The organism is Micromonospora sp. SYSU B005, from assembly GCF_055362685.1.
In genome coordinates this window covers 115,063-131,372 of sequence record NZ_JAXCFU010000005.1, presented here as the reverse complement: position 1 = coordinate 131,372, position 16,310 = coordinate 115,063, and the positions used below count along the sequence as shown (strand labels likewise).

General features: G+C 71.4%; 12 protein-coding genes. 10 read left to right on the top strand and 2 right to left on the bottom strand.

The window, feature by feature from the left end; translation table 11 throughout:
• The first annotated feature begins 7 nt into the window (after positions 1 to 7).
• From SM452_RS14215 to SM452_RS14175, 9 genes are all read left to right on the top strand, one after another.
• Positions 8 to 2,449 (top strand): NADH-quinone oxidoreductase subunit G, encoded by a 2,442-nt coding sequence (locus tag SM452_RS14215; RefSeq protein WP_262016134.1) that lies wholly within the window; start codon positions 8 to 10, stop codon positions 2,447 to 2,449.
• A complete protein-coding gene (gene nuoH, locus SM452_RS14210) occupies positions 2,446 to 3,801 on the top strand; it encodes an NADH-quinone oxidoreductase subunit NuoH (protein WP_262016133.1) in 1,356 nt (451 codons plus the stop codon). Before SM452_RS14215 ends, nuoH begins: the two co-directional genes overlap by 4 nt.
• A gap of 1 nt (position 3,802) precedes the next feature.
• Positions 3,803 to 4,450 (top strand): NADH-quinone oxidoreductase subunit NuoI, encoded by a 648-nt coding sequence (gene nuoI / locus SM452_RS14205; protein ID WP_013283609.1) that lies wholly within the window; start codon positions 3,803 to 3,805, stop codon positions 4,448 to 4,450.
• Positions 4,447 to 5,217 carry an NADH-quinone oxidoreductase subunit J gene (locus SM452_RS14200; protein ID WP_262016132.1) on the top strand — a complete coding sequence of 257 codons (771 nt, stop codon included), beginning with the start codon at positions 4,447 to 4,449 and terminating at the stop codon, positions 5,215 to 5,217. Before nuoI ends, SM452_RS14200 begins: the two co-directional genes overlap by 4 nt.
• Positions 5,214 to 5,513: an NADH-quinone oxidoreductase subunit NuoK gene (gene nuoK, locus SM452_RS14195; protein WP_013283611.1), complete on the top strand. Its 300-nt coding sequence runs from the start codon at positions 5,214 to 5,216 to the stop codon at positions 5,511 to 5,513. The genes SM452_RS14200 and nuoK overlap by 4 nt, the downstream gene beginning before the upstream one ends.
• 7 nt (positions 5,514 to 5,520) lie before the next feature.
• The gene (nuoL, locus tag SM452_RS14190) at positions 5,521 to 7,482 is read left to right on the top strand and encodes an NADH-quinone oxidoreductase subunit L (RefSeq protein ID WP_463840072.1); all 1,962 of its coding nucleotides are present in this window, start codon (positions 5,521 to 5,523) and stop codon (positions 7,480 to 7,482) included.
• 64 nt (positions 7,483 to 7,546) lie between these two features.
• Complete coding sequence (locus SM452_RS14185; protein ID WP_120572072.1) at positions 7,547 to 9,079, top strand: NADH-quinone oxidoreductase subunit M; 1,533 nt, start codon at positions 7,547 to 7,549, stop codon at positions 9,077 to 9,079.
• Complete coding sequence (gene nuoN / locus SM452_RS14180) at positions 9,076 to 10,629, top strand: NADH-quinone oxidoreductase subunit NuoN (protein ID WP_262016131.1); 1,554 nt, start codon at positions 9,076 to 9,078, stop codon at positions 10,627 to 10,629. The genes SM452_RS14185 and nuoN overlap by 4 nt, the downstream gene beginning before the upstream one ends.
• An 89-nt stretch (positions 10,630 to 10,718) precedes the next feature.
• Complete coding sequence (locus tag SM452_RS14175) at positions 10,719 to 11,759, top strand: polyprenyl synthetase family protein (protein ID WP_262016130.1); 1,041 nt, start codon at positions 10,719 to 10,721, stop codon at positions 11,757 to 11,759.
• A 137-nt stretch (positions 11,760 to 11,896) separates the two neighbouring features.
• Here SM452_RS14175 and SM452_RS14170 read toward each other — a convergent pair whose 3' ends face one another.
• Positions 11,897 to 13,093, bottom strand: coding sequence for an MFS transporter (locus SM452_RS14170; protein ID WP_463840071.1), 1,197 nt, complete (start codon positions 13,091 to 13,093; stop codon positions 11,897 to 11,899).
• A gap of 152 nt (positions 13,094 to 13,245) precedes the next feature.
• Here SM452_RS14170 and SM452_RS14165 point away from each other — a divergent pair, with 152 nt between their 5' ends.
• The gene (locus SM452_RS14165) at positions 13,246 to 14,028 is read left to right on the top strand and encodes an IclR family transcriptional regulator (protein ID WP_013283617.1); all 783 of its coding nucleotides are present in this window, start codon (positions 13,246 to 13,248) and stop codon (positions 14,026 to 14,028) included.
• Positions 14,029 to 14,146: 118 nt separating this feature from the next.
• On the opposite strand, the gene SM452_RS14160 is transcribed toward SM452_RS14165, so the two are convergent.
• Positions 14,147 to 16,273 carry a PhoX family protein gene (locus tag SM452_RS14160; protein ID WP_355512879.1) on the bottom strand — a complete coding sequence of 709 codons (2,127 nt, stop codon included), beginning with the start codon at positions 16,271 to 16,273 and terminating at the stop codon, positions 14,147 to 14,149.
• Positions 16,274 to 16,310 lie beyond the last annotated feature (37 nt).

Here is a 16,310-nt window from a genome sequence, read left to right as displayed (position 1 = left end):
GACGCTGATGACCGACGTAGCCAAGCAGACCGAGACCGTCACGCTGACCATCGACGGCGTCGAGGTCACCGCGCCCAAGGGCGCGCTGCTGATCCGCGTCGCCGAGCAGCTCGGCACCGAGATCCCGCGCTTCTGCGACCACCCGCTGCTGGCCCCGGCCGGCGCCTGCCGGCAGTGCCTGGTGGAGGTGGAGGGCCAGCGCAAGCCGGTCGCCTCCTGCACCCAGACCGTCGCCGACGGCATGGTGGTGCGGACGCAGCTCACCTCCCCGGTCGCCAAGAAGGCCCAGGAGGGGGTGATGGAGCTGCTGCTCCTCAACCACCCCCTGGACTGCCCGATGTGCGACAAGGGCGGCGAGTGCCCGCTGCAGAACCAGGCGATGTCCACCGGCCGGACGGACTCGCGGTTCCACGAGCACAAGCGGGAGTACCCGAAGCCGCTGCCGATCAGCACCCAGGTGCTGCTCGACCGCGAGCGCTGCGTGCTCTGCCAGCGGTGCACCCGGTTCTCCGAGGAGATCGCCGGCGACAAGTTCATCGACCTGATGGGACGCTCCTCGCACGAGGAGATCAACATCTACCGGGACGAGGAGTACGGCGAGGACGGCGACGCCGGTGACGTCCCGTTCAACTCCTACTTCTCCGGCAACACCGTGCAGATCTGCCCGGTGGGCGCGCTGACCGGCGCGCAGTACCGGTTCCGGGCCCGCCCGTTCGACCTGGTCTCCACGCCCAGCGTCTGCGAGCACTGCTCGGCCGGCTGCGCCCAGCGCACCGACTGGCGGCGCGGCAAGGTGCTGCGCCGGCTGGCCGGCGACGACCCGGCGGTGAACGAGGAGTGGAACTGCGACAAGGGTCGCTGGGGCTTCCAGTACACCCGCGCGTTCGACCGGATCAGCACCCCGATGGTGCGCGACGAGAAGACCGGTGAGCTGCGCGAGGCGTCCTGGAGCGAGGCGCTGACCCGGGCCGCCGAAGGACTGCGCGCGGCCCGCGACGGCGCGACCGGCACGGCGGTGCTGACCGGCGGCCGGCTGACAGTCGAGGACGCCTACGCGTACGCGAAGTTCGCCCGCATCGCGCTGCACACGAACGACATCGACTTCCGGGCCCGCCCGGTCTCCCGCGAGGAGGCCGACTTCCTGGCCAGCAGCGTCGCCGGGGTCACCGACGTGACCTACACGGACGTGGAGAACGCGCCCGCCGTGGTGCTCGTCGGCCTGGAGCCGGAGGAGGAGTGCCCGATCCTCTTCCTGCGGCTGCGCAAGGCGTACCTGAAGAAGAAGCTCACCGTGTACGCGCTCGCGCCGTTCGCCACGCGCGGCCTGGAGAAGCTCGGGGCCAAGCTGGCCCGGGTGGTGCCCGGCGAGGAGGCCGGCGTGCTGGCCGAGCACGCCACGGTGGCCGAGGCGCTGGGTCAGCCCGGCGCGATCCTCATCGTCGGCGAGCGCCTGGCCGAGGTGCCGGGCGGCCTGTCGGCGGCGGCGGACGTCGCCCGGCGTACCGGTGCCCGGCTGGTCTGGGTGCCGCGGCGCGCGGGTGACCGCGGCGCTGTCGACGCGGGCTGCCTGCCCAACCTGCTCCCCGGCGGCCGGGTCGTCACCGAGCCGGCCGCGCGCGCGGAGCTGGGCGAGGCGTGGGACATCCCGGCCGGGGTGATCCCCAGCCAGGCCGGCCGCGACACCGACGGCATCCTCACCGCCGCCGCGAACGGCCAGATCGGCGCCCTGGTGGTGGCCGGCGTCGACCCGGCCGACCTGGCCGACCCGCGCCTGGCCGAGTCCGCACTGGACGCGGTGCCGTTCCTGGTCAGCCTGGAACTGCGGATGAGCGCGGTGTCCCGCCGCGCCGACGTGGTCCTGCCGGTCGCGCCGGTGGTCGAGAAGGCCGGCAGCTTCCTGGACTGGGAGGGCCGGCTGCGCACGTTCGAGAAGGTGCTGGACACCGGCGCGATGACCGACGCCCGCATCCTCGACGCGCTCGCCGCGCAGCTCGACGTGCGGCTGGGCACCGGTGACGTGCCGAGCATCCGGCGCGAGCTGGGCGCGCTGCCGCGCACCCGGGTCGAGCGTCCGTCGGCGCCCTCGGTCGAGCCGGCCGCCGTTCGGCAGCCCGGACCGGGCGAGGCGGTGCTCGCCACCTGGCACCAGCTGATCGACCTGGGCAGCCTCACCGACGGCGACGAGCACCTCGCCGGCACCGCCCGCCCGCCGGTGGTCCGGCTCGGCAAGGGCACCGCCGAGGCGCTCGGTGTCGCCGACGGTGACCCGGTCACGGTGGGCACCGACCGCGGCGCGATCACGCTGCCGGCGGCGATCACCGAGATGCCCGACGGCGTCGTCTGGCTGCCGACCAACTCACCCGGCTCCACCGTGCGGCGCGGCCTCGGCGCGACGTCCGGCGACGTGGTGAGCGTCTCCGCAGTCGGGAACGAAAGGTGGGTGCAGTGAACCCCGTCATCCTCGCGGCGCAGGACCCGACGCTTGCCGACTTCGGCAAGGACCCGTGGTGGCTGGTCCTCGGCAAGATCCTGTTCGCGTTCGTCGTCGCCGTGGCGGCCACGCTGCTCGGCGTCTGGTTCGAGCGCCGGGTCGTCGGCCGCATGGCGGTGCGGCCCGGCCCCAACCAGGCCGGCCCGTTCGGTCTGCTCCAGACGCTCGCCGACGGCGTGAAGCTGGCCTTCAAGGAGGACATCCTCCCGCGCAAGGCCGACAAGGTCGTCTACTTCTTCGCCCCGGTGATCTCCGTGGTCTGCGCGGTCACCGCGCTGTCGGTGATCCCGTTCGGGCCGATGGTGAGCATCTTCGGGCACCGGACGCCGCTGCAGGTCACCGACGTGTCGGTGGCGGTGCTGGTGGTGCTGGCCTTCTCCTCGCTCGCCGTGTACGGCATCGTGCTCGGCGGCTGGGCCAGCGGCTCCACCTACCCGCTGCTCGGCGGTCTGCGCTCGGCGGCCCAGCTGGTCTCGTACGAGGTCACCATGGGCCTGAGCGTGGTCGCGGTGTTCATGACCGCGGGCACCATGTCGACGAGCGGGATCGTCGCCGCGCAGGGCGACGGCACCCGGCTGAGCATCGGCGGCTTCGACCTCGCCGCGCCCGGCTGGTACGCGATCCTGCTGCTGCCCAGCTTCATCATGTTCTTCATCGCCATCGTCGGTGAGACCAACCGGGCGCCGTTCGACCTGCCCGAGGCGGAGTCGGAGCTGGTGGCCGGCTTCCAGACCGAGTACAGCTCGCTGAAGTTCGCGCTGTTCATGCTCAGCGAGTACGTCGCGATGGTGACCATGTCGGCGTTCACCGTGACGCTGTTCCTCGGCGGCTGGCACGCGCCGTGGCCGATCACCATCTGGTCGGGCGCCAACGACGGCTGGTGGCCGATGCTGTGGTTCTTCGGCAAGGTCATCATGCTGGTGTTCGTCTTCGTCTGGCTCCGCGGCACGCTGCCCCGGCTCCGGTACGACCAGTTCATGCGGTTCGGCTGGAAGGTGCTGCTGCCGCTGAACCTGGTCTGGATCATGGTGCTCGCCGGGCTGCGCTCGATCGAGGACTGGCAGACCCGGGACCGGCTGCTCGTCACCGCCGTCGGCGCGGGCGTGCTGCTGCTGGCCACGCTCTTCTGGCCGTCGCGGAAGAAGGAGCCGAAGCCGTCGCTGCAGGAGCAGGCGGACACCCGGCCGTACGGCAGCTTCCCGTTGCCGCCGATGGATCTTCAGGTTCCGCCGAGCCCGCGTACCAAGCGCGTGCTCGCCGAGCGGGAGCCGGCCAACGTGGTCGCCGGCCCGGACTCCAGGGAGGTGTGACGTGGGCGCGATCACCGGAACGTTCAAGGGCTTCGGTGTCACCTTCTCGCACATGTTCAAGAAGGTCGTCACCACCGACTACCCGTTCAAGCCGCCGGTCTCGGCGCCGCGCTACCACGGGCGGCACATCCTCAACCGGCACCCGGACGGGCTGGAGAAGTGCATCGGCTGCGAGCTGTGCGCCTGGGCCTGCCCGGCCGACGCGATCTATGTGGAGGGTGGCGACAACACCGAGGAGCAGCGCTTCTCCCCGGGTGAGCGGTACGCCAGCACCTACCAGATCAACTACGCCCGGTGCATCTTCTGCGGGCTCTGCATCGAGGCCTGCCCGACCCGTTCGCTCACCATGAGCAACGAGTACGAGCTGGCCCGCGACAACCGGCAGGACCTGATCTTCACCAAGGAGCAGCTGCTCGCTCCGCTGCTCGAAGGCATGGAGCAGCCGCCGCACCCGATGCGGCTGGGCGACAGCGAGAAGGACTACTACGTCGGCGCGCTCACCAACCCGGGCACCTCGGCCGGCGCCGAGCGCTCGCCGATGGGCCCCGGCCGGTACCAGGTGGAGGAGCACCCGGGCGTGACCTTCCCCGGCGCCGAGCAGGCCGAGCAGCGGTCCGCCGCCGCGGCGGGCAAGGGAGGCAAGGCATGACCTCGGCAACGGTGCTCGCCGCCGCCGGCCAGGTGTCCGGGGGTGAGGAGGTCACCTTCTGGATCCTCGCCCCGCTGGCCCTGCTCGGCGCGGTCGGCATGGTGTGGGCCCGCAACGCGGTCCACTCCGCGCTCTGGCTGGTGCTGACCATGCTCTGCCTGGGCGTGTTCTACGTGCTCCAGGCCGGGCCGTTCATCGGCATGGTGCAGATCATCGTCTACACCGGCGCGATCATGATGCTGTTCCTGTTCGTGCTGATGCTCGTCGGCCGGGACGCGTCCGACTCGCTCATCGAGACGCTGCGCGGCCAGCGGGTCGCCGCCGTGGTCCTCGGGCTCGGCTTCGCCGGCCTGGTGGGCACCGGCCTCTACCGCGCGCTCGACGGCGTCCAGCCGGTCGGGCTCGACGAGGCCAACGGCGAGGGCAACGTCCAGGGCATCGCCCGGCTGCTGTTCACCAAGTACGTCTTCGCCTTCGAGCTGACCTCGGCGCTGCTGATCACCGCCGCCGTCGGCGCGATGGTGCTGGCGCACGTGGAGCGGCGCAAGGCGGACCGGATGGACCAGATCGCCACCATGAAGGCGCGGTTCCGCCCCGGCAACTACCCCGGACCGAAGCCCGGCCCGGGCGTCTACGCCACGTCCTCCTCGGTGGCCACCCCGGCCCGTCTGCCCGACGGCCGGCTGACCGACCGCAGCATCCCGGAGATCATGCCGGTGCGTGAGCTGACGGCTGAGGAGACCGCACCGAAGGGGACCGAAAAATGACCCCGGACTACTACCTCATCCTCGCGGCGGTGCTGTTCACCATCGGCGCCGTGGGCGTGCTGGTCCGGCGCAACGCGATCGTGCTGTTCATGTGCATCGAGCTGATGCTCAACGCGGCCAACCTGACCCTGGTCACGTTCAGCCGGATCAACGGCGACCTGAACGGCCAGATCATGGCGTTCTTCGTGATGGTGGTCGCGGCGGCCGAGGTCGTGGTCGGGCTCGCGATCATCATGGCGATCTTCCGGACCCGGCGCTCGGCCAGCGTCGACGACGCCAACCTGCTGAAGTACTGAGGGGCTCGTGGTGGAACAGATTCTGACGATCGCCCAGTCTGAGCCAGCCGAAGCCGTCACCTTCGCCACGGCGGACGGGATGCTGGGCAGTGTCTGGCTGCTGGTGGCGATCCCGCTGGTCAGCGCGGCGATCCTGCTGCTGCTCGGCAAGCGGGCCGACCGCTGGGGCCACTGGCTGGGCGTGGGCGCCATCGGCGCCGCGTTCGTGCTCGGGCTCACCTACTTCCTCCAGCTGCGCGGGCTGGAGAACAAGCAGGTCGAGCTGAGCCTCTGGGACTTCATGGCGGTCGGCAACCTGAAGGTCGACTTCGGTCTGCTCTTCGACCCGCTGGCCGCGGTCTTCGTCCTGCTGATCACCGGGGTGGGCTTCCTGATCCACCTCTACGCCGTGGAGTACATGGCGCACGACGCGGGCCGGCGGCTGTTCTTCGCGTACTTCAACCTGTTCGTCGCCGCCATGCTCCTGCTGGTGCTCGGCAACAACTACGTGATGCTCTACTTCGGCTGGGAGGGCGTCGGCCTGGCGTCGTACCTGCTGATCTCCTTCTGGTACGGCCGGCCCAGCGCGGCCACCGCCGGCAAGAAGGCGTTCCTGATGAACCGGGTCGGCGACGCCGGCCTGGCCATCGGCATCTTCATCATGTTCGCCGTGCTCGGCACCACCCAGTACGACGAGGTGTTCAACGGGGTCGGCTCGATGACCTCGACCACCGTGCTGGTGCTCGGCCTGCTGCTCCTGCTCGGCGCGGCCGGCAAGTCCGGTCAGTTCCCGCTCCAGGCGTGGTTGCCGGACGCGATGGAGGGCCCGACCCCGGTGTCCGCGCTCATCCACGCGGCCACCATGGTCACCGCCGGCGTCTACCTGATCGCCCGCTCCAACGCGATCTTCTCGGCCAACGAGACGCTCCAGCTCGTGGTGGTCAGCGTCGGTGCGCTCACGCTGCTGATGGGCTGCATCATCGGCGCGGCCAAGGACGACATCAAGCGCGTGCTGGCCTGGTCGACGGTGAGCCAGATCGGCTACATGTTCCTCGGCGTCGGTCTCGGCGGTGGCGCGTACGCGCTGGCCATCGTGCACCTGCTGGCGCACGGCTTCTTCAAGGCCAACATGTTCCTCGGCGCCGGCTCCGTCATGCACGGCATGAACGACCAGGTGGACATCCGCCGCTTCGGCGGGCTGTCCAAGTACATGAAGGTCACCTGGCTGACGTTCATGATGGGCTGGCTCGCCATCATCGGCATGTTCCCGTTCTCCGGCTACTTCTCCAAGGAGCCGATCATCGTGGCCGCGTTCGAGCGGGAGGGCTGGACGGCCTGGCTGTTCGGCATGGCCGCGCTGCTCGGCGCCGGGCTCACCGCGTTCTACATGACGCGGCTGTTCGTGCTCACCTTCCACGGGCCGAAGCGCTGGACCGAGGACATCGAGCACCCGCACGAGTCGCCGAAGCTGATGACCATCCCGCTGATCCTGCTGGCGATCGGCTCGGTCGGCGCGGGCTTCCTGCTCGCCACCTCCGTGCCGGACTGGCTCACCGCCACCAACGGACTCGCCGCCGAGAGCGGGGAGCACGCGCCGGTGCTGGCGCACTGGCTGCTCACCGCGCTGTCGCTGCTGGTCACCGTGCTGGGCGCCGGGCTGGCCTGGTTCCTGTTCCGCTCCGGTACGGCCACCGAGCCGCAGCCGGCCGGCGTGGTGGTCACCGCCGCCCGCCGGAACCTCTACACGGACGCCTTCAACGAGGCGGTCTTCGAGAAGCCGGGCATCTTCCTCACCCGGGCGCTGGTGTTCCTCGACAACCGGGGCGTGGACGGGCTGGTCAACGGCCTGGCCGCCGCCGTGGGCGGGGGCTCGGGCCGGCTCCGGCGGCTCCAGACCGGCTTCGTGCGGTCGTACGCGACCTCGATCCTGACCGGCGCGCTGCTCGTGGTGGCGGCGTTCCTGGCGGTGCAGGCGGGGTGGTTGGCGTGATCGACCTCAACGCGGCCGCCCCCGCCGGCGGGCCACGCAGTCACGACGGAGGTAAGGCCGAATAATGTCCAACTTCCCGTTCCTCTCGGTGCTGACCGTGGCGCCGCTGGTCGGCGCCCTGGTGGTGGCACTGCTGCCCCGCAGCCGCCCGGACCTGGCCAAGCTGGTGGCGTTCGGCTGGTCGCTGCTGGTGCTGGTGCTCTCGGTGGTGATGTGGTTCGCCTTCTCCGCCGGTGGTGACCGGTTCCAGTTCCGCGAGTCGTACCCGTGGATCCCGAACTGGGGCGTGAGCTTCACCTTCGAGGTGGACGGCATCGCGCTGGTCATGCTGATGCTGATCGCGATCCTGGTGCCGCTGGTGATCCTGGCGTCCTGGCACGACGCCGAGGCGTCGAAGCGCTCGGTGCCCGCGTACTTCGCGCTGCTGCTCGTCCTCGAGTGCACGATGATCGGCGTCTTCGCCGCCGCCGACGTCTTCCTGTTCTACGTGTTCTTCGAGGTCATGCTGGTGCCGATGTACTTTTTGATCGGCAGCTACGGCGGCCACCAGCGGCAGTACGCGGCGGTGAAGTTCTTCCTCTACTCGCTGGTCGGCGGTCTGTTCATGCTGGCCGCGGTGATCGGCCTCTGGGTGGTCGGCGGGAAGACCTTCGACTGGCAGGCGCTGAGCCAGGCGGAGTTCGCCACCGACACGGCCCGCTGGCTGTTCCTCGGCTTCTTCGTGGCCTTCGCGATCAAGGCGCCGTTCTTCCCGTTCCACACCTGGCTGCCGGACGCCGGTGGCGCGGCCCCGGCCGGCGCCGCCGCGCTGCTGGTCGGCGTGCTGGACAAGGTCGGCACGTTCGGCATCCTGCGCTACTGCCTCCCGCTGTTCCCGGAGGCGTCGCGCTGGTTCGCGCCGTGGGCGCTGGCGCTCGGCGTCATCGGCATCATCTACGCCGCGCTGCTGGCGGTCGGCCAGAACGACCTGAAGCGGCTGGTGTCGTACACCTCGATCGCGCATTTCGGGTTCATCGGCGTCGGCATCTTCGCGTTCACCACCCAGGCCGGCACCGGTGCGGTGCTCTACATGCTCAACCACGGCCTGGCCACCGGCCTGCTGTTCCTCGTGGTCGGCATGCTGATCGCCCGGCGCGGCTCGGCGCTGATCAGCGACTTCGGTGGCGCGGGCAAGCTGGTCCCGGTGCTCGCCGGCGTGCTGTTCTTCGCCGGTCTGGCCTCGCTGGCGCTACCCGGCACCGCACCGTTCGTCTCCGAGTTCCTGGTGCTGATCGGCACGTTCACCGTCAACAAGCCGGTCGCGGTGATCGCCACGCTCGGCATCATCCTGGCGGCGGCGTACGTGCTGTGGATGGTGCAGCGCACCACGCAGGGCACGCTGAACCCGGCGCTGACCGAGGTCGAGGGCATGCGACGCGACCTCACGCTGCGCGAGAAGGTGGTCGTCGCGCCGCTGATCGCGCTGATCGTGCTGCTCGGCTTCTACCCGAAGCCGGTCACCGATGTCATCAATCCCGCCGTCCAGGCGACCATGCAGGACGTCGGCAAGTCCGACCCCGCCCCTGAGGTCGGCAGCGTCCAGGAGGCCGCAAAATGACCGAGCTCAAGCTGCCGTCGATCGACTACGCGGCGCTCGCTCCGATCCTGATCATGCTGGGCGCGGCGCTGCTCGGGGTCCTGGTCGAGGCGTTCGTGCCGCGCCGCCTGCGCAACGCGGTGCAACTCGGGCTCGCCCTGGTGGCGATGCTCGCCGCGATCGTCATGGTGATTCTGAACTCCGACGACCGGCTGATCACCATCGGCGGCGCCATCGCGATCGACGGCCCGACGCTGTTCCTGCAGGGCGCCATCCTGGTGCTCGCGGTGATGGCGCTGCTGCTCGTCGGCGAGCGCACGGTGGAGCGGGGCGGCGCGTTCGTAGCGCACGCCGCGGTCACCGCCGAGTCGGCCGAGGACCGGCGACAGGCCGAGGGCGTCGGCGGTGCCACCGAGGTCTACCCGCTGATGTCGTTCGCGATCGGCGGGATGCTGATCTTCGTGGCGGCGAACGACCTGCTGACCATGTTCGTCGCGCTGGAGGTCTTCTCGCTTCCGCTCTACCTGCTCTGCGCGCTGGCCCGCCGCCGGCGTCTGCTGAGCCAGGAGGCGGCGCTGAAGTACTTCATGCTCGGTGCGTACGCCTCGGCGTTCTTCCTGTTCGGTGTCGCCCTGATCTACGGCTTCACCTCCGGGATCCCGGGCCGTACGGCCGGCGTCGACTTCGCCACCGTGCACGCCGCGGTCACCGACTCCCCGTCCAGCCCGGTGCTGTTGTTCGCCGGCATGGCGCTGCTCGCCATCGGCCTGCTGTTCAAGGCCGCCGCCGCGCCGTTCCACGTCTGGACGCCGGACGTCTACCAGGGCGCGCCGACCCCGGTCACCGGCTTCATGGCGGCCTGCACCAAGGTCGCCGCGTTCGGTGCGCTGCTGCGCGTCTTCCACGTGGCGTTCGCCGGGGCCTCCTGGGACTTCACCCCGGTGCTCGGCGCGATCGCGGTGCTGACCATGCTGGTCGGCGCGGTGCTGGCGGTCACCCAGACCGACATCAAGCGCCTGCTGGCGTACTCGTCGATCGCGAACGCCGGTTACCTGCTCGTCGGTGTGCTGGCGCCCAGCCGTGAGGGGCTCTCCGGCACCATGTTCTACCTGGCCGCGTACGGCTTCTCGGTGCTCGCCGCGTTCGCGGTGGTGACGCTTGTGCGTGACGCCGACGGGGAGGCCACCCACCTGTCCCGCTGGGCCGGGCTGGGCCGCCGGTCACCGTTCTTCGCGGCGATCTTCACGTTCATCCTGCTGGCCTTCGCCGGTATCCCGCTGACCAGCGGCTTCACCAGCAAGTTCGCGGTCTTCGGCCCGGCCCTGGAGGCGAACCAGGCGTGGCTGGTGATCGCCGGCGTGCTGACCAGCATGGTGCTGGCCTTCCCGTACCTGCGGGTCGTGGTGATGATGTGGCTGTCCGAGCCGGGCGAGTCCACGCCGACGGTGACCGTGCCCGGCGCGCTCACCTCGGCCGCCCTGGTCATCGGCGTGCTCGCCACGCTGGTCCTCGGCGTGGTGCCCGGCCCGCTGCTCGACCTGACCACCGGCGCCGCCGAATTCGTCAGATGACAGAGGTGTTCCCACCGGGGGCCGGTACGCCGTGGCGTACCGGCCCCCGGCCCGTATCCCCGTCGACGAGCAGGTCGAACGGGTGTGGCATGGTTGAGGACGTGGCGAACCCGGCTGGCGAGCGTTCAGGTCAGTTCGGCGCGCTCGGCCTGCACCTCGCCGACCCGCGCGTCGAAGCCTCCGTGCTGGGCGTGCTCGACCGGGTCGAGACGAGCCTGCGGGCGAGCGTGGCGAGCGCCGATCCGCTGGTGACCGAGGCGTCCCGGCACCTGGTCGAGGCCGGCGGCAAGCGGTTCCGTCCGCTGCTGGTGGCGCTGGGCGCCCAGTTCGGCGACCCGGAGGCCGACCAGGTCGTCCCCGCCGCCGTGGTGATGGAGCTCACCCACCTGGCGACGCTCTACCACGACGACGTGATGGACGAGGCCGCCGTGCGGCGTGGCGCCCCGAGCGCCAACTCCCGCTGGACCAACTCGGTCGCCATCCTGGTCGGCGACTACCTCTTCGCCCGGGCCGCGGACATCGCCGCCGACCTGGGCCCCGAGGCGGTACGCCTGCAGGCGCGCACGTTCGCCCGGCTGGTGCACGGCCAGATCGCCGAGACGGTCGGCCCGCGCGACACCGACCCGGTCGCGCACTACCTGCACGTGATCGCCGAGAAGACCGGCTCGCTGATCGCCACCTCGGCCCGCTTCGGCGGCATGTTCGGCGGTGCGGCGCCCGAGCACGTCGAGGCCCTGGCCGAGTACGGCGAGATCATCGGTGTCGCGTTCCAGCTCTCCGACGACCTGCTGGACATCGCCAGCGAGTCGGTCCAGTCCGGCAAGACACCCGGCACCGACCTGCGCGAGGGCGTACCCACCCTGCCGGTGCTCTACGCGATGGCCTCCGACGACGCGGACGCGGCGAGCGTACGGCTGCGCGAGATCCTGGCCACCGGCCCGCTGGTGGACGACGCGCTGCACGCCGAGGCGCTGGGCCTGCTGCGGGAGTCGCCGGCGCTCAAGCGTGCCCGGGAGACGGTGCGCAGCTACGCCGAGGACGCACGCGCCCGGCTGGCTCCGCTGCCCGAGGGTCCGGCGCGTCGCGCGCTGGAGTCCCTCTGCGACTACATCGCCGACCGCACCAGCTGACCCCCGCGCTGATCCCCGCGCGCCCACCCTCACCCGCTCGGGCTCCCGTCGATCATGAGGTTGACGGTCGCCCGCCCCGGCGTGTCGCACCGCCAACCTCATGATCGTCGCGATGGGGGCGGGGCCGGTGCGGACAGTCAGGGGAGAGCGCGAGTGGGGGTGGGGCGTAGGAGGCGGGCGCCCAGCAGCATCAGGAAGGCGGCCAGGAGCATCGCTGTGGCGGCAGTCAGCCACATCGCCGGGTAGCCCGCCGCTCCGGCGAGCGCGCCCAGGCCGAGCGGACCGAGGCAGCCGCCCGCGTACACCCCGGTCTGGGTGATCGAGGTGGCGGCGGCCGGGGCCTGCGGGTGGAGCCGGACCACGGCGAAGTTCATCAGCCCCGGCCAGGCCCAGCCGAGACCGAAGCCGAGCACCACGCCCGCTACCAGCGGCGCCGAGCCGGCCACCGCGAGCAGGATCAGGCCGACCGATCCGGTCAGCAGCATCCCGGCGATCAGCCCGACGTGCCCGCTGGTGCGCCGGTCGGCCAGCCAGCCGACGCCGACCCGGGCGAGCACGCACACCACACTGCCCAGCGTCAGTGTCAGGCCGGCCAGGCCGGGGGAGAGGCCCCGCGCCGCCGCCGAGTCGACCAGGAACGTGCCGAGGGCGTTCGCCGCGGCGGCCGCCAGCGTCGCGGCCAGCCCGATCACCACGAGCGGGCCGGTGCCGCCCGGACGGCGACCGGAGGCGGTGCGGGCCCGCCCGTCCCGTCCGGCCCGGGGTACGGCCGGCAGCACGGCGAGCGCGGCCACCGCGGCGGCCACGAAGGCCCAGCGCCAGCCGGCGGTGAGCGCGACAGTGGGGACCGCCAGACCGGCCAGCAGCGTGGCGGCCGGTACGGCGGCCTGCTTCACGCCGAACGAGAGGCCCTGCCGGTGGGCGGGTACGTGCTCGGCCAGCGCGGCGTTGCTGGCGAGCTGCCCGAGGGCGTTTGCGGCGGCGCTGAGGGCCAGCAGGGCCACCAGGACCGGGTACGACCGGGCCAGCCCGGCCACCGCCAGCAGTGAGGCGGCGGAGAGCAGGATGGCGGCCCGGGCGACCGGGGCCGAGCCGAAGCGCTCGACCAGGGCGCCGGAGGGCACCGAGGCGAGCGCGCTCACGCCGAAGTAGATCGAGACGGCCAGGCCCAGCCCGGCCGGGCTGAAGCGGAGTTCGTCAGCGAGCTGGACGGCGAGACCGCCGACCAGGAAGACGGGCAGGACGCACACGATCGTGGTGAGGGTGGCGCCGGCGCCGACCGTGACGGCGTGCCGGGACGCCGGAGGGGCGGCTCGCGAAACTGTTTCAGTCATCGCGAGCACACCTTACGCCGGACGTTTTGGCTGCTCATCGTGTCCGTCGACACACTGTCTGTGTCTGGTCTTCTGGCATCCTCCATCCGAACAGGCATTTCGCACTCGGCCGGTTTTTCATATGGTGTAAGTCCCCGGCGGCGGAGGTGGTTGTGCGCGACCCCTTGGCGGAACCTTCGGACCTGATCCGTAGCGTGTCTCGCGCGCTTCGAGTGCTCGAGTCGGTCGGCCGTGCGCCGAGAGGGCTCACCGTGAAGCAGATCGCCCGGCGCTGCGAGCTGACCGTCGCCACCACGTACCACCTGGTGCGCACGCTCGCGTACGAGGGCTACGTGATCCGGCGCGAGGACGGGACGTACATCGTGGGGTTGGAGGTGGCCGACCGCTACCGCGAGCTGGTCACCGCGTTCCGGGGGCCGCCGGCGGTCGGTGAGGCGCTGCGCCGCGCGGCGTCGGACACCGGCTGGAGCCACTACCTCGGCCGTTTCGTCGGCGGGCAGGTGGCGGTGACCGCGTCCGCCGAGGGGCCGCGCTCGCCCTACATGGAAGACCTGGTGCCGGGCTTCGACGAGGGCGCGCACGCCACCGCGCTGGGCAAGAGCCTCCTTGCCACGCTCACCACCGAACAGCGCTTCCGCTACCTGCGCGAGTACGGCATGCGCCCGTTCACCACGGCCACCCTCACCACCGTCGAGGCGTTCGAGGCGGACCTGGCCGCCGGTGACCGGCGCGGCATGCAGCTGGAGCTGGGGCAGTTCCGGCAGGGCGTGGCGTGCGCCGCGGTGCTGGTCAGCCCGGACAAGGACATCGAGCGCCGGGTGGTGCTGGCGTGCGCGCTGCCGGCCGGCGAGATGATGACCTCGGCCCGGGTGGTCCGCGCCAAACTGCTCACCGCCGCGCGCGCCATCGCCGACGGGATCGCCTCCGAGAACTGACTCGCCGCGCGGGCCGATCGCCTGCGGATCGTCTCCCACAACCGACGAGGGGCCGCCGACCTGGTGGGTCGGCGGCCCCTCGCGGGGCGGTCCAGCGCCGGACCGCCCAGGGGGTGGGTCAGCTACCGACCGGGCCGCCGTCGAGGCGCCAGGTGACCACCACGCCGGGCTTGGCGAAGTCGCCGTCCGGCCAGGTGGAGGCCGGGTTCTCCACCGACGCGCCGGACACCTCGCCGGGGTGCTGCACGGCCACGAAGACCGAGCGGTTGTCGCCGGTGATGAACGGGCCGCAGGTCTCCGCGCCGAGCGGCACGGTGAGGAACTGCTTCAGGTGACCCCGCTCCGGCCCCTCGACGGCGGTGGCGAACAGGCCGTCGTTGCTGCCCAGCGCGTTGCCGTCGGTCGAGATCCACAGGTTGCCGGTGGCGTCGAAGGCGACGTTGTCCGGGCAGGAGATCGGCGAGACCTTCGTCTTGTCGTACCCGGCGAAGTAGGTCGAGGCGTCCGCCGGGTCGCCGCAGACGATCGGCAGCGACCAGGCGAAGGTCTCGGCGGTGTTGTCGCCGCGGTCCTCGACCAGCTCCAGGATCTGCCCGTGCCTGTTGCTGTTGCGCGGGTTCGCCTCGTCGGCGGGCGCCTTGCCGGCCTTGCCGCGGTCGCTGTTGTTTGTCAGTGCCACGTAGACCTTGCCGGTGAGCAGGCTCGGCTCGACGTCCTCGGGGCGGTCCATCTTGGTGGCGCCGACCTTGTCCCCGGCCAGCCGGGTGAAGGTGAGCACGTCGGCGGCGGTCATGCCGTCGACGTACGAGCGGTTGCCGCTGACCAGCTTGATCCAGCGGCCCCGGCCGCCGAACCCGCCGTCGGCCGGGAGCGTGCCGGAACCGTCGATCTCGGCGGCCGGGCTGTCGCCCTCGATCTTCGCCACGTAGAGCGTGCCCGACTCCAGCAGCGTCAGGTTGTGCCGCCGCGCCACCAAGGACTGCCCCGGCATGAACTTCTTGTCCGAGACGAACTTGTAGAGGTAGTCGAAGCGCTCGTCGTCGCCCATGTACGCGACCACCCGGCCGTTGCGCGCCACGATGACGTTCGCGCCCTCGTGCTTGAACCGGCCCAGCGCGGTGTGCTTGCGCGGCTTGGCCTGCGGGTCGAACGGGTCGATCTCGACGACCCAGCCGAACCGGTTCGCCTCGTTGGGGTGCTTGGCCAGGTCGAAGCGCTCGTCCGCCCGCTCCCACTTGCGGCTGCCGCTCGGGTGGCGCACGTCGGTCGGGATGCCGTACCGGGCCAGCTTCGGCTTCTGCTCCTCGGGCGCGCCGTCGCCGCCGACGAAGTACTGGTTGAAGTTCTCCTCGCCGGAGAGCACGGTGCCCCACGGGGTGACGCCACCGGCGCAGTTGTTGAGCGTGCCGATCACCGTCCGGCCCTTCGGGTCGGCGGCGGTACGCAGCCACGCCGAGCCGGCGGCCGGGCCGGTCAGCTCGAACTTGGTGGCGAGCGCGGTGACCCGCCGGTTGTACTCGCGCCGGCCACGCCGTACCGGCCGCCACTGCCCGGTGTTCTCCACCCGCTCCAGCTCGACCACGGACATGCCGTGCGCGGCCATCGCCACCCGCACCTGCTCCACCGTGAGCGCGTCCTGGCCGGTGAAGCCGGGGAACATCAGGTCCTCGTTCGTGTACTCGTGGTTGACCACGAGCAGCGCGCGCCGCCTGTCGATCGGCAGCACGCCGACGAAGTCGTTGTTGTAGCCGAACTGCTTGGACTGGGCGGCGGCGGTCTGCCGGCCCAGGCTGAACGCGGGCGCGCCGGGCACGACCTCGTCACCCCAGCGGATCACGACGGAGTGGTCGTACCCGTTGGGGACCACGAGGGTGTCGAGCTTGTTCGGCGGGATCGGCTTGAAGGTCAGCGCGCCGCTGCCAGGGCGGCCCGCGCCGGCGGGCGGCACCTCGCCGCCGCCGGGAACCGGCGGTGCGGCGGGTGCGGCGGCGGCCGGCGCGGCGCCGGCCAGCGCGCCCGCGGCGGCGCCGCCGAAGCCGAGCACCAGTGCGCCGACCGCGCCGGCCCGGACCACGCCGCGCCGGGAGATCTCGGTGCCGACCACGTCGCCGAAGTACGGGTTGTCGGTCGGGTTCGGCACCGGGTGGTCGCACGCGTTGCCGCACCGGTACAGACAGGTCATCGCGTCGCGGCTGCCGTGGCGGGTGCCACCCAGCAGCGGAAGCAGGCGAGGCCGGTCGCTCATGAGGTGGAGCCTCCTGATCTCAACGTCGGAAGGCGCG

What these genes read in the sequence shown, in the direction of transcription:
- SM452_RS14215 (WP_262016134.1), top strand. Translation starts at nt 8, where the DNA reads ATGACCGACGTAGCCAAGCAGACCGAGACCGTCACGCTGACCATCGAC.
- SM452_RS14200 (WP_262016132.1), top strand. Translation starts at nt 4,447, where the DNA reads ATGACCTCGGCAACGGTGCTCGCCGCCGCCGGCCAGGTGTCCGGGGGT.
- nuoK (WP_013283611.1), top strand. Translation starts at nt 5,214, where the DNA reads ATGACCCCGGACTACTACCTCATCCTCGCGGCGGTGCTGTTCACCATC.
- SM452_RS14185 (WP_120572072.1), top strand. Translation starts at nt 7,547, where the DNA reads ATGTCCAACTTCCCGTTCCTCTCGGTGCTGACCGTGGCGCCGCTGGTC.
- nuoN (WP_262016131.1), top strand. Translation starts at nt 9,076, where the DNA reads ATGACCGAGCTCAAGCTGCCGTCGATCGACTACGCGGCGCTCGCTCCG.
- SM452_RS14175 (WP_262016130.1), top strand. Translation starts at nt 10,719, where the DNA reads ATGGTTGAGGACGTGGCGAACCCGGCTGGCGAGCGTTCAGGTCAGTTC.
- SM452_RS14170 (WP_463840071.1), bottom strand. Translation starts at nt 13,093, where the DNA reads ATGACTGAAACAGTTTCGCGAGCCGCCCCTCCGGCGTCCCGGCACGCC.
- SM452_RS14160 (WP_355512879.1), bottom strand. Translation starts at nt 16,273, where the DNA reads ATGAGCGACCGGCCTCGCCTGCTTCCGCTGCTGGGTGGCACCCGCCAC.